Source organism: Paenibacillus glucanolyticus NBRC 15330, assembly GCF_004000885.1.
Classification (GTDB): domain Bacteria; phylum Bacillota; class Bacilli; order Paenibacillales; family Paenibacillaceae; genus Paenibacillus_AQ; species Paenibacillus_AQ glucanolyticus.
Window position 1 is genome coordinate 260,405 of the sequence record NZ_BIMC01000004.1, and the last position, 12,340, is coordinate 272,744.

Annotated in this window: 14 protein-coding genes and 1 other annotated feature; of the genes, 12 read left to right on the plus strand and 2 right to left on the minus strand. The window is 48.0% G+C overall.

From position 1 onward, the window contains the following. Nucleotides 1-1,434: an ATP-binding protein gene (locus tag PGL02S_RS09255; RefSeq protein ID WP_036636815.1), complete on the plus strand. Its 1,434-nt coding sequence runs from the start codon at nucleotides 1-3 to the stop codon at nucleotides 1,432-1,434. A 120-nt stretch (nucleotides 1,435-1,554) separates the two neighbouring features. Here the strand turns inward: PGL02S_RS09255 and serA are convergent, their stop codons facing one another. Next, on the minus strand, nucleotides 1,555-3,147 hold the full coding sequence (gene serA, locus PGL02S_RS09260) for a phosphoglycerate dehydrogenase (protein WP_006209438.1): 1,593 nt from the start codon (nucleotides 3,145-3,147) through the stop codon (nucleotides 1,555-1,557). Nucleotides 3,148-3,343: 196 nt separating this feature from the next. Next, nucleotides 3,344-3,574: a binding site (T-box leader), on the minus strand. A gap of 216 nt (nucleotides 3,575-3,790) precedes the next feature. On the opposite strand from serA, the gene PGL02S_RS09265 reads away from it, so the two are divergent. The 3 genes from PGL02S_RS09265 to PGL02S_RS09275 are packed head-to-tail and all read left to right on the plus strand — an operon-like array spanning nucleotide 3,791 to nucleotide 5,602. Further along, nucleotides 3,791-4,390 (plus strand): CPBP family intramembrane glutamic endopeptidase, encoded by a 600-nt coding sequence (locus PGL02S_RS09265; protein WP_006209439.1) that lies wholly within the window; start codon nucleotides 3,791-3,793, stop codon nucleotides 4,388-4,390. Next, complete coding sequence (locus tag PGL02S_RS09270) at nucleotides 4,377-4,787, plus strand: hypothetical protein (RefSeq protein WP_006209440.1); 411 nt, start codon at nucleotides 4,377-4,379, stop codon at nucleotides 4,785-4,787. The genes PGL02S_RS09265 and PGL02S_RS09270 overlap by 14 nt, the downstream gene beginning before the upstream one ends. An 8-nt stretch (nucleotides 4,788-4,795) precedes the next feature. Continuing rightward, nucleotides 4,796-5,602 carry a metallophosphoesterase gene (locus PGL02S_RS09275; protein ID WP_255308621.1) on the plus strand — a complete coding sequence of 269 codons (807 nt, stop codon included), beginning with the start codon at nucleotides 4,796-4,798 and terminating at the stop codon, nucleotides 5,600-5,602. Nucleotides 5,603-5,655: 53 nt separating this feature from the next. Here PGL02S_RS09275 and PGL02S_RS09280 read toward each other — a convergent pair whose 3' ends face one another. Next, entirely contained in the window at nucleotides 5,656-6,567 is a 912-nt protein-coding gene (locus PGL02S_RS09280) for a polysaccharide deacetylase family protein (protein ID WP_036636821.1), read from the minus strand. Nucleotides 6,568-6,660: 93 nt separating this feature from the next. Here PGL02S_RS09280 and PGL02S_RS09285 point away from each other — a divergent pair, with 93 nt between their 5' ends. The 8 genes from PGL02S_RS09285 to cmk all read left to right on the plus strand — a co-directional run bounded on the left by PGL02S_RS09285 (nucleotide 6,661) and on the right by cmk (nucleotide 12,338). Further along, entirely contained in the window at nucleotides 6,661-7,029 is a 369-nt protein-coding gene (locus tag PGL02S_RS09285; protein ID WP_006209443.1) for a hypothetical protein, read from the plus strand. Between the two features lie 200 nt (nucleotides 7,030-7,229). Beyond that, entirely contained in the window at nucleotides 7,230-7,841 is a 612-nt protein-coding gene (locus PGL02S_RS09290) for a genetic competence negative regulator (protein WP_006209444.1), read from the plus strand. Between the two features lie 59 nt (nucleotides 7,842-7,900). After that, nucleotides 7,901-8,596, plus strand: coding sequence for a glutamic-type intramembrane protease PrsW (gene prsW, locus PGL02S_RS09295; protein WP_006209445.1), 696 nt, complete (start codon nucleotides 7,901-7,903; stop codon nucleotides 8,594-8,596). Between the two features lie 73 nt (nucleotides 8,597-8,669). Next, nucleotides 8,670-8,816 carry a hypothetical protein gene (locus tag PGL02S_RS28110; protein ID WP_006209446.1) on the plus strand — a complete coding sequence of 49 codons (147 nt, stop codon included), beginning with the start codon at nucleotides 8,670-8,672 and terminating at the stop codon, nucleotides 8,814-8,816. Between the two features lie 89 nt (nucleotides 8,817-8,905). Next, nucleotides 8,906-10,255: a germination protein YpeB gene (ypeB, locus tag PGL02S_RS09300; protein WP_036636823.1), complete on the plus strand. Its 1,350-nt coding sequence runs from the start codon at nucleotides 8,906-8,908 to the stop codon at nucleotides 10,253-10,255. 223 nt (nucleotides 10,256-10,478) lie between these two features. Next, complete coding sequence (locus PGL02S_RS09305; protein ID WP_006209448.1) at nucleotides 10,479-11,132, plus strand: flagellar brake protein; 654 nt, start codon at nucleotides 10,479-10,481, stop codon at nucleotides 11,130-11,132. A gap of 62 nt (nucleotides 11,133-11,194) precedes the next feature. Further along, nucleotides 11,195-11,482: a DUF5359 family protein gene (locus PGL02S_RS09310; RefSeq protein WP_006209449.1), complete on the plus strand. Its 288-nt coding sequence runs from the start codon at nucleotides 11,195-11,197 to the stop codon at nucleotides 11,480-11,482. A 175-nt stretch (nucleotides 11,483-11,657) separates the two neighbouring features. Beyond that, nucleotides 11,658-12,338: a (d)CMP kinase gene (cmk, locus tag PGL02S_RS09315; RefSeq protein WP_006209450.1), complete on the plus strand. Its 681-nt coding sequence runs from the start codon at nucleotides 11,658-11,660 to the stop codon at nucleotides 12,336-12,338. The last annotated feature ends 2 nt before the right edge of the window (nucleotides 12,339-12,340 follow it).

Here is a 12,340-nt window from a genome sequence, read left to right on the forward strand (position 1 = left end):
GTGAGTTTCTGGAGATCACTCGTCGGCAAGCTGTGGATTACGATAACCTGTTTGGTTGCGTGCGTACTGCTGACGCTCGGATTATTTTTGCTGCCGTATATCGACACCACGTTTGCGAATTCGGATGCCATCAAACGTTTATTTACTTATGTGGCGATCATCGGATTCTCGATGACCACCTTTTTTGGACTGTTTCTGTTAACCAAGATCACGCAGCCCATGCAGCAATTGATTGAGGCTGCCAATGATATTCGGAAAGGGAAATACGGAACACGATTGAATCTGGTAACCAGTGATGAGATCGGTGAATTGGCCAATACGTTTAACCATATGGCAGCCGAACTGGAGACAAATATTCGTAATTTGAACCATGAGAAGGAGCATCTGTCCAGCGTGCTGAGAAGTATGAGTGACGCGGTCATTACCTTTGACCATCATGGTCAAGTAATACTGGTGAACCCGCCCGGACAGGAAATCATGAAGACCTGGAAGGGACTGCAGTGGGATGATGAGCTGCAAGGGGGCGGCTGGGCCGCTGATGTAATGCCGAAGCCGCTGAGCGAGCTCTATTACAGCACCGTGAACGAAGGCAGGGACCAGAGTGCAGACCTGCATGTCAAGCAGGGGATATGGTCGGCCCATATGGCCCCGCTGTACGCGGACGATATGATCCGGGGCGCTGTTGTCGTGCTCAGGGATATTACCGAGCAGGTGACCCTGGAGAAGATGCGTACGGATTTCATTGCGAATGTGTCACATGAAATCCGGACACCGCTGTCGATGATGCAGGGTTACAGCGAAGCATTGCTTGACGGCATGGCGGCTTCGCCGGAAGAGAGCAGGGAGCTTATCCAGGTCATCCATGAGGAATCTCTACGGATGGGGCGCTTGGTGAAGGATCTGCTTGATTTGACACGCATGGAAGCGGGACACGCGGAGTTGTCACTGAGGAAAATGGATGCCGGTGAATTGTGCGAGCGGGTATACCGGAAATTCGCCGTGCGTGCCAAGGAGCGGGAAATTGATCTTCAGTTGAATAAACTTCATCCGAATCTGATGCTTGAAGCAGCAGACGAAGATAAGCTGGAGCAGGTGCTTACGAATCTGCTGGATAATGCTTTCCGTCACACCCCTTCAGGCAAGCAAATCCAGATCACCGCAGACCGGATCACCCTTTTGGACGATGAAGCACTTCAGGTGAAAATCTGCGACCAGGGTGTCGGCATTCCGCCCGAAGATCTGCCCTTTGTTTTCGAACGGTTCTATAAGGCGGACAAAGCGCGTGTAAGAGGTGAAACGGTGGGTACCGGTATTGGTCTCGCCATTGTGAAAAACATCGTGACTGCGCATCACGGAACGATTAACGCAACGAGTGAGGTTGGCAAAGGCACCATATTTACGATGATCATTCCCACAAAAGCGGTAGAATCATAGGGAATGCCCGCACAAAAGAAAAAACACGCTCACATGGAGCGTGTTTTTTTGTTGAAATAAAGGGGTTAATCTTGTTCTACGTGGAACATCGACTAACCCGCGTTTATCTGAATCAGTTGTTTAGCCCAGTGCAATTTGTTGCGCGGTGTTCAGTTCTGCCAGCCCTGTGAGTTTGATCAGAACATCTTTAGGCACGTCCTTATCTACGGTCAGAAGCATGATAGCCTCGCCGCCGATGACTTTACGGCCCACCTGCATGGAGGCGATGTTGACATCGTTCTCGCCAAGCAGCGTCCCGACACGACCGATAATGCCCGGTTTATCGTTATGAGAGATCAGAATCAGATGACCTTCCGGCGAGATATCGACCGGGAATTTGTCAAGGCGGACAATCCGTTCCCCATAACCGAGAAGGAGTGTACCGGCTACAATCCGCTCCAGACCGTTTTGGGTTTTAAGCGTAACGGTAACCAGATTGGTAAAGTCTTTCGTTTTTGGTGTTTGAGATACAACGACATGCAGATCACGGCTTTTGGCCAGGTGCATGGAGTTTACAATGTTCACTTCGTTTCCGAGATGACGCTCAAGCACGCCTTTTACGATGTAGCGTGTCAACGCTTGGGTATCCACTTCAGCCAGCTCGCCCGCATAGTCGACATGAATCTCCTTCACAGCGTGCGCGGTAATTTGCGCGGCCACACTGCCGAGTTTCTCACCGAGGGAGAAGTATGGCTGGAGTTTGTTCATGACGCTTGCTGCTACAAGCGGGAAGTTGACGGCATTCTTAAACGGCTCATTGCGCAAAATATGCAGCACCTGCTCCGATACATCGATGGCTACGTTCTCTTGAGCCTCAATCGTAGATGCACCCAAATGCGGAGTCACGATCACCTTTGGATGGGTCAGGAACGGATGGTCGCTTTCCGGCGGTTCATGCTCGAATACGTCAAAAGCAGCTCCAGCTACAATGCCTTCATCAATGGCTTCGACCAGTGCGCGCTCGTCGATAATACCGCCGCGTGCACAGTTCACGATACGCATGCCGCGTTTCATCACTTCAAACTGCGGTCTTGCGATCATGTGGCGGGTCTCAGGAGTAAGCGGAGTATGGACCGTAATGAAATCCGCATTGCGGATAATGTTATCCACCGAGGAGAGACTCACGCCGAGTTTGTCTGCACGCTCCTCCGTTAAGAACGGATCAAAGGCAAGTATGTTCATGCCGAATGCCTTGGCGCGTTTGGCAACCTCGCTGCCGATTCGTCCCATTCCCATAACGCCAAGCGTTTTATTGCGCAGCTCGACGCCGAGGAAGGATTTGCGATCCCAGGATCCGCCTATAGTTTTTGCATAGGCTTGCGGGATATGGCGGGCAAGGGCAATCATCATAGCAAAGGTATGCTCGGCCGTTGTAATCGTATTGCCATCCGGAGCGTTAATGACAACGATACCGCGCTTCGTAGCGGCTTCCAGGTCAATATTGTCAACACCGACACCAGCCCGGCCAACCACCTTGAGGTTTGTTCCTGCATTCATAATGCGTTCTGTTACACGTGTCTGACTCCGTACGAGGAGTCCGTCGTATTCACCGATAATGGCAGTGAGCTCATCTTCACTGAGCCCGGTTTTTTTGTCTACCTGCACATCGGCAGCATCCATCAACTGCTGAATCCCCAAATCACTGATCGGATCCGATACCAATACTTTAAACATGGTTTCTCTTCCTCCTTAAAATCCTCTATAAATGCGGTACTGCAATATTGAATAAGGATTACGCTTGGCGCGCATTCCGTTATACACGTTCAAAGATTGCCTAGTAAAGCCAGAAGAATTCTATACAGGTTTGACGCGGTGTCGTGACAAAGAATCAGGAACATAAAAAACTCTCAATCCGCATACTACTTCCGTAGTAAGGGACGAGAGTTATTCGTGGTGCCACCCTTATTCGCTGCTGTCTTGCTGCAGCCTCAAGCGGTCTGTTCAGACCATGATTGGTAACGGATATCATCCGATTTACGCCTACTTCAATGTTCAGCGAAATATCTCAGGAACGCTCAAGAATACTTTACCGCCACCGATTTCCACCAACCATCGGCTCTCTGAGGACGTTGCAGCTTCTTTTTTCCATCATCGGTTTTCACAGATTAATTTTTTCATAATGTATCATGGCTCTAACATTGTGTCAATAGGTGTTTATTCCGTCCTTAGAGCGAAGAAACAGGGGATAGCCTTGAATACCATGCCGGTAATTTGCTATGATGCTTATGCCCGCCTATGATGGAATCAATCTTATATCACTGAGGTTGTACACGAAGATTATCCTAAAATATCAAGATGAAAGACAGGCCCATCTTCTATGAAAAAATTTAAAATACGCGTAAAAAGAATCGAAGCCCATCAACTGAATGACCGACTGCTGCTTATCAATCTGTATCTTACCCAAGCCTTAACCCTCATTGTGGGTTTGATCTGGATCTTGTTTCAAAAGAGGAATCCGTTTGAGCTGTTTGTCATTCCGAAAGAAGTCGAGTTTGTATATTGGGGTCTTGGTCTTGCTGCAGCTATGCTGATTGTGGATTTTGTATTGTCCCGTTTTGTATCTGAAGATAGTATGGATGACGGCGGAATCAATGAAATGTTGTTTAGGAACAGGCCGGTATGGCATATTTTGGTGATTGCCCTGATTGTATCTGTATGTGAGGAACTTCTGTTTCGTGGAGCGGTACAGCATGCATTTGGACCCTACTGGACCAGCATTTTGTTCGCGCTTATACATGTCAGATATCTAAAGCATTGGCTTCCTACAGGATGGGTTTTCTTGAGCAGTTATGGCCTGGGGTACGTCTATATTCATACAGGTACTCTGTGGGCGCCTATACTGTGCCATTTTCTGATTGATTTCATCTCAGGGATGCTGATTCGATTTCGGAGGAAAGAGGAAAATGAACGAGCTTAGCAGAATGGAACGACATCGGAGCCGCAATAAAGGCCGGAAGAACAAGACACCCGCTGCTTCGGAACAAGGAACTGCATCAAAGTCACAACGTGCAGAAGATACATTAAATCGCTCTAAATCATCGGTACATAAAGAACCGGTGGAGCAGAAACTTCAGGACGACAGTCCGACTGAAGGACTGAGCCGGTCCAGATCGACAAGGTCACGCTCAGGTCAATCCGGGGAAGAGGTATCGGCGCCTAAACGAACGAATACGTATTCCTCCTATCGTGTCAGAATGAGCAAATGGTTTGTGAACTCATTGATTGTCATATTCATATTATTAATGGTAGGACTGTTGTGGTGGGGACTGATCGGCGCGCCTCCATTAAGCGAATTATTAAAGGAGTTATTATGAGTGTGTTGATGTGGTTAGCCGGTGCTGCGGCTGTTGGTGCAGGCACAATCGGCTGGATGAGGTCCGAAGCCGGAGGATATCGCGTACGTGAAGAGGAAGTTGTATCCGACCGTATTCCTCAGTCTTTTGACGGGTATCGAATATTGTTCATAACCGATATACATCGCAGAGTTTTGTCAGAACAGAAGCTGACCTCCAATCTCTTGCCAGTGGATTGCGTTTTTCTTGGAGGAGATATTACGGAAAAAGGGGTATCCTTTCAGCGGATGAGGCATAACATGTCGGTCCTGCTCCGTATAGCCCCCGTATATGCGGTCCTGGGTAATCATGATCTATATGCAGGCAAGGATGCGGTTCGTCAGGTTCTGCGCGAGACAGGGGTCGCCTTGTTAAGTGATAAGACAATAACACTGAAGAAGAATGAAGAGAGTATAACGCTGAGCGGAATTCGGCAGCCAGCAAGCAAAAAGCATCCGTATACGCAATTTCGCGGCAATCCAAAAGAAGATTCATACCACATCATCCTTGTCCATGATCCGATCTGGGTGAAGGACAGGGAGGAAACGAACGGTGATCTCCTGCTGGCAGGACATACGCATGGGGGACAGATCGTGCTTCCTTTTGCCGGTGCCGTACGGCTGGAGCGCTTCTATAAGAAGTTTAAATCAGGTTGGTATTCACTGCCGAGAAAAGTTGGCGACAGCCTTCACACTTCCCGAATGTTGATCAGCCGCGGATTTGGCACCTCGCACATCCCGCTGCGCTTGAAGTGTCCGGCGGAATATCATGTCATTACATTGCGCAAAAAACCTTAATTCCAACTCGTCAAAGTGATGACGGCGGAATTAAGGCTTTTTTGTATTGAGGGTTATCTTATTTTCGGTTCGATCAATCCAGGATCCACAAATCCATAACCTTTAGACTCGAGCTTGGTGAGCAGACTGTCAAGTGCTTCGACGGTCCAGGGAAGCTCATGCATCAAGATGTTGCTGCCGGGATGAAGCTGCTCCAGTACATTGTTAACCACAGCATCGGGTTTGTTTTTGTTTTTGCTTTCCCAATCCAGCGAGCCGTTGGACCAAGTCATGAATAACAAATCATGATCCTTGGCAATGTCCTTGACGGTATCCCCGCCAGAGCCGAAAGGAGGTCGGAAGAACTTCGGTTCCGTACCAATCGTTTCCTTTACGATTTTCTGTACATTCCCAATTTGTTCCTCTACGTTCTGTTTGCTCTCTTTTTTCAGATCGATATGATCCCAGGAATGATTCCCAATCACTTGACCGCGGTCGTGGATAAGTTTCAGCAATTCGGGATTTTCTTTCACTCGATATCCGTTAACGAAGAAGATGGCCTTGGCTTCATGTTTGTCGAGAGTGTCAATTAATTGGTTGATCATGTCCTCATCCTTGGGGCCGTCGTCAAACGTGAGCAGCACCACCTTGTCTGGCACAGAATCGTCATTCGGTACAATCCGGTACACTTTATTCATGTGATATTGCGGTTTGGCGGAAGCCACTGCATCCGGCTTTTTATCCGGTTCATCCGTCGGCGGTTCTTGAGATCCATTCGCACTCAATTCCGGATCAGGCTTGTCCGTTTCGTTTACAGCGTCGGTACTCCCGCTTGGAGGGGGCACCCGCCCGGTTTCATTTTGCTGTGTTGTCGGCACATTACCGCCTTCCGCAGCCGCGTCTTGCTTCTGAGCAGCGCCGTTGTTGCCGCACGCACTGAGCATAAGACAGCAGGCCAGCAGAAGGACTGTTCGTGTTCTAACCATGATTCCATCTCACTTTCCTGTATTTATGTAGCATGAGTTCCTGGCGGTGCGAGAACAATAATCTCGAGTTTAACATAGAAGGAGGTATCATTTGTGAAGACTTCGTCATTTCTATATGGTGTCATTATCGGTGCCGTTGCATGCCGGATGATTTCCCGTAAAAACATGGGTTTCTCTTCCATGATGAAAGATGTGAACCTGGGCCGCTTTGCGGATACCGCGATGAGTAAAATTCAAGGCACAAAAAGCCATAACTACGGCTCAAGCCATGAAAGCGTGTCTCCCAGTTCAGGCCGTAACGGCTCCACTCATTCCGACAGAACTTCTGGTGGACAGACATCGACCCATTCGAAAGCTGCCAACTTGAAGCAAGTAAAGGACTTTATCCGCAACAATCCAGACGTGAAGAACGAAGTCGAACAGATTCTCAAAGAGACTCACACCGTCATACCGGGTTTGTAAACGACACGCACCTTTTTGAATCATTCTCGGGGAGTGGACTTCACATCCCTGTGAATGATTCTTTTTTCTTCAGCTACATATTTACGTGCATTTGTGGGTATTAAATGATAAAATCAATTATATAAAACCATTTTTATCACGTCATAATCCAGACATCATAATTTGTTATAAACTTTTGTTTACGTAAGGAGGATCCTGTCATGAAAATAGAGCGTTTGAGTCAAGATAAGATACGGATTTTCCTCACGTTTGACGATCTGAGTGAGCGTGGGATCCAGAAGGAAGAGATGTGGCAGGAAATACCGAAAGTTTATGACCTGTTTACGGAGATGATGGATCAGGCCTACAGTGAACTCGGGTTTGATGCCACCGGACCTCTTGCCGTTGAGGTGTTTGCACTGCCTGCCCAGGGCATGGTGGTTATTGTGACGAGAGGGAAATACGATCACCATTTTAGCAGCTTGTCCGAAGAAGATATGCCGGACGAGATTTATGAAATGGAAGTAACGCTGGATCAAAGTGATACCATCGTCTATGTTTTTCAAGATTTTGAAGTGCTCATTGAAGCATCGCATATGTTGAAGGAACTTGTAGACGGAGCAGGTAAGCTCTATCACTATATGGATAAATGGTTTTTGTATTTCGATCCTGAGGAACTGAACAGCGAGAAGCTGCCGGCGGTCATTGCCATGCTGGCTGAATTCGGCGAATCCTCCTCAGTAACGGAAGCTGTGCTGGAGGAATACGGGAAGAAAGTGATGCCTCAGCAAGCAGTTGAGGTAATCTGTACACACTTCCAGCGTCAGCGTTAATCAATGTGGGCGTGCGTGCCGGACTTCAGGCCCGCAACTAACGGAAGGGGAATTTTTTAGTGCTGGTGTTCTCGGTAATTGCGTCAGCTTTGGCGCCGGGACTCGCATTGCTCACGTATTTTTACCTGAAAGATAGGTATGATCAAGAACCCCTGCATATGGTGATCAAGGTGTTTATGCTTGGGGTTCTGATCGTTTTCCCGATTATGATTTTGCAGCGGGGAATGATACTATGGCTTGGCGATCATCCGGTAGTCAACTCACTGTTCGTTTCAGCGGGCGTTGAGGAGTTTCTGAAATGGTTTATGATGTACCATATTATTTTCAAACACAAGGAATTTGACGAGCCTTATGATGGTATCCTTTATGCAGCGGCTATATCGCTGGGTTTCGCTACTGTAGAGAACTTGCTTTACGCGTGGTACAGTCAGGCTGCTTTTGGTCCCATGTTCTTGCGGGCACTGCTACCCGTTTCGGGGCACGCGATGTTCGGTGTCATCATGGGTTACTACATGGGGCATGCGAGATTCACGGAAGGAAAGCGGAGAAGATTTTTCCTAGCTTTGTCCCTCCTCCTGCCTTGGATGTGGCACGGTCTGTATGACCTGATTCTGAATCTGCTGGCCCATTCATGGATATGGTTCATCGTGCCGCTGATGGTGCTGTTATGGTATGGCGGCATGGGTAAGATCTCAAGGGCTAACAACCGTTCTCCTTTTCGTTTCATAAAACGGGAGGAAGAGGTTAACACGTAATAAATAAGGGCACACTTCATTCTATAGGCCTTGGCTGTCAGCCAAGGAAATATAGAGTGGGAGGTGTCTTTTTTTGCGTATAAAAGTGAAAATCCTTTGCAAAGATTGTGGTGAGCGCTTTATTCTGCGCGGGAAGAAGGAAGATGGCCGGATCGAAACCGGGTTTAAGCAATGCCTGTGCAACAACCGGGATCACTTCGATATTGAGGAAGATTTCTAAATGATGAAGTAATTATACAGATATGCATAAGACTTCTTCCTTCTAGTCAAACTAACCTCAGTGAGTAGAAGAAAGGAGACTATCGCATCATGTACAAACGATTAAGTGCTATTCTGTTTCCTGTGGCCACAATTTTATTGATCGGGGCTCTGGTATGGGGATATCAAGAGAATAAAGAGAAAAACGCAATATTGATTAACGCCGAGAACCAATACCAACGGGCATTCCACGACTTGTCCTACAATATGGACAGGATCCATGCCGAGCTCGGCAACACACTTGCGGTCAGTTCTACTTCCCAGGGGATGCACCGGAAGGGCTTGATGAATGTATGGCGTCTGACCAGCGAGGCACAGAATGAGATCAGCCAGCTGCCGCTTACGCTGCTGCCATTCAACAAGACCGAAGAATTCTTATCCCGGATATCGAATTTTGCCTATAAAACAGGTGTCCGAGATTTCACCAAGGAACCGCTAAGTGACAATGAGGTTAAAACGCTGAAATCCCTATATGCCAACTCCGGCGAAATTACGAAGGATTTGCAGCATGTGCAGAACAAAGTCATCACCAACAGCTTGCGCTGGATGGATGTAGAAACAGCACTTGCCACGAACAAGGTAGGAGACAACTCCATTATCGATGGTTTCAAAACGGTAGACAAAAAAGTCGAGTCTTACCCTGAGCTGGACTGGGGTCCGTCGGTCAGCAGCATTTATGACAGACGCTCTGTCAAACAGTTGGCAGGCATGCCGATTTCGGAAGAGGATGTGAAGCGGAAAGCGCTGAAGTTCTCGGATGCTGGCAACCAGGCCAAGGTCCAAGTCACGAAGAACGGCAGCGGCACGGAATGGGTATCTTATACAGCTAAGGTAAAACACCCGAACGGTCATATGCTCAGCCTGGATTTTACCGAAAAAGGAGGGCAATTGATCTCCTATACGGATGAGCGCAAGGTCGGTGCGAAGAAAGTATCGGTCCAGGATGCCATCGACAAAGCTCAGCAATTCCTGACGAAAAAGGGTTACTCCGACATGACCGTGGTTTCAGCTGACCAATACGACAACCTCGCCAACTTCTCTTTTGTCCGTGAAGAGGACGGCGTCCTGATCTATCCGGAGAAAATCACCGTTCGTTCGGCGATGGACAACGGGGATGTCATTGGTTTTCAGGCCAGCGACTTTGTATATGAGCACCAGATGAAGCGGCAAATTCCACAGCCGAAGATGAGTCTTGCAGAAGCGGAGAAAGTGCTGAACCCTGAATTCAAGGTGCTTTATCACCGCAAAGCATTAATTAAGAATGACCGTTCGGAGGATGTGCTGTGCTACGAGTTTGGCGGACGTATCAACGGCTCGCAATACCGGATCTATATTAATTCGGATACCGGCCTTGAGGAAACGGTTGAAGTCGTGAAGGATGCACAGGCAGGCATTAAATAACGGCGCTAAACATGGTGGTATGAACCGGTTAAGGAGACTCCTTGACCGGTTTTTTTAATGTGCAGATGCAGTGGAATCAGCGCTTGAATAGTGCCTCAGACAAACCGTTGTTTGCGAAGGGGAGACATGTTTACATTTTCAATCGAAGATTTTATCCCATGGACCCAGGGTTCGCATGATATAATGGTAAATATTGATTATCATGAATTAGTGGGTGAGCGCATTGTATCCAAAGATCAATGATGTCCTCTATATCCAGTTGGATACGGGGGATGAAAAGGAAGCCAAGATTGTATATAAATCCCGCATTTCCGACATGGATGATGAATCCATGTATATGGAGGTTCCGCTGCAGGAAGGCACCGGGAGGCTGAAGAAGCTCTTCATTGGGGACGAGCTGTCAGCGTATTTCCTAAGTGAAGGCGGCGTGAAGAACTACTTTAATTCCTACGTCTTGAGCCATCACGAAGACATTATACGGCTGGTTCGAATTAAGAAGCCGGATCCCGATCAGATAACGAAGGTTCAGAGAAGAAGTTTCCTGAGGGTGCAGGCGGAGCTCGAAGTTGCTGTTATTGCTAAAGACGGCACACAGTTCTTAACCAAAACCGATGATGTCGGCGGCGGCGGGGTATCCTTTCATCTAAAACCGGGCCAATCCATTTCGGAAGGAAGCTTGCTGACTTGCTGGGTTCTGATACCGTACAAGAATGGTGCGGTGGAGCACGTCCCTTTTGAAGGCGAGGTGGTGCGGGTTAAGCAGCTGCCCACGAATCGAAGCATCGTTATGCTGAAATTCAATCATATCGTAGATATGGAACGTCAAAAGCTGATCCGGTATTGTTTCGAAAGACAGTTCGATTTTCGCAATCGATGATGCATAAAAATGGTATAACGGTGGTACACTATCCGAAATTTGTACCGGAGGGACCGTTTGCCATGACAGAAGCAAAGCCTCATCAAGACCCGTTGAATGAAGAAACAGAACTTAATGCTGCGCTCCATGAGAATGGACAAGCCCTTCATGACCGTTACGGAAAAGCGCTGTTTAAGCTGCTGATCGGGCTTGTAGTCGCTTTGGTCATTGCCCAGCTTTTGCTGCATTATGAGCCCAGCAGGCCCTATATTTCGCCGGTTCAGCAAATGGAGGGCGTTCCCGTTAACGAGCCAAATGTAAACGATTGGATGGGGGAAAACACCCCTTCTCTTTTGCATCACTCTAGGTAGTGTGGTATAATTTTCACGTCGCAGGCGGGCGCCTGCTTTTTTCTTGAAATATAAGAATGGTGCAGAATTCATCTCGCGCTTTCTTGTATATTTTTTCTCAGGAAGTGTGATTCCGTCCTATCTGGATGGTAAGCCCTTTCGATTTCGAGGTATATGTTTGAGGAGGAATGCCCCGTTGGTTATGCAGGGGACAGGTTATCGCGACAGAATCAATATTGCCATTGACGGTCCGGCAGGCGCGGGTAAAAGCACAGTAGCACGTATGGTGGCCAGCAGGCTGCAGTACATCTATGTGGATACCGGAGCCATGTACAGGGCAGTCACCTGGTTCATGCTGAACCAAGGGATTTCTCCGGAAGATCCCGAAAAAGTGCTTCAATATGCACAAAACATGGTGATTGAATTAAAACCGCATGAAAATGGTCAAATGGTTTTGCTGAACGGGGAAGATGTCACACCCTATATTCGTTCACACCAGGTTAGTGCAGTGGTATCCAAATATGCACGAATCGAGGGCGTACGGATAAAGCTTGTCCGTTTGCAGCAGCAAATGGCGCTGGAGAAAGGCGTTGTCATGGATGGGCGTGACATTGGCACGACGGTTTTGCCGGATGCTGAGGTGAAGATTTTCATGACGGCCAGTGTCAAGGAACGTGCTCTCCGCCGCTTCAATGAGTTGAGTGATGAAGGCATCACGCTGGAACAACTGGAAAAAGATATCGCAGAACGTGACAGGCTTGACCAGGAACGTGAAGTGTCGCCGCTCCGATGCGCAGAGGATGCCATCATTCTGGATACGACACATATGGATATCAACCAGGTTGTTGAAGCGATTCTTTCATATTGCGAAACTTAAGT

Excerpts from the sequence above, each read along its gene's own strand:
- serA (WP_006209438.1), bottom strand. The coding sequence starts at position 3,147 with ATGTTTAAAGTATTGGTATCGGATCCGATCAGTGATTTGGGGATTCAG.
- PGL02S_RS09265 (WP_006209439.1), top strand. The coding sequence starts at position 3,791 with ATGAAAAAATTTAAAATACGCGTAAAAAGAATCGAAGCCCATCAACTG.
- PGL02S_RS09270 (WP_006209440.1), top strand. The coding sequence starts at position 4,377 with ATGAACGAGCTTAGCAGAATGGAACGACATCGGAGCCGCAATAAAGGC.
- PGL02S_RS09275 (WP_255308621.1), top strand. The coding sequence starts at position 4,796 with ATGTGGTTAGCCGGTGCTGCGGCTGTTGGTGCAGGCACAATCGGCTGG.
- PGL02S_RS09280 (WP_036636821.1), bottom strand. The coding sequence starts at position 6,567 with ATGGTTAGAACACGAACAGTCCTTCTGCTGGCCTGCTGTCTTATGCTC.
- PGL02S_RS09290 (WP_006209444.1), top strand. The coding sequence starts at position 7,230 with ATGAAAATAGAGCGTTTGAGTCAAGATAAGATACGGATTTTCCTCACG.
- ypeB (WP_036636823.1), top strand. The coding sequence starts at position 8,906 with ATGTACAAACGATTAAGTGCTATTCTGTTTCCTGTGGCCACAATTTTA.
- PGL02S_RS09310 (WP_006209449.1), top strand. The coding sequence starts at position 11,195 with ATGACAGAAGCAAAGCCTCATCAAGACCCGTTGAATGAAGAAACAGAA.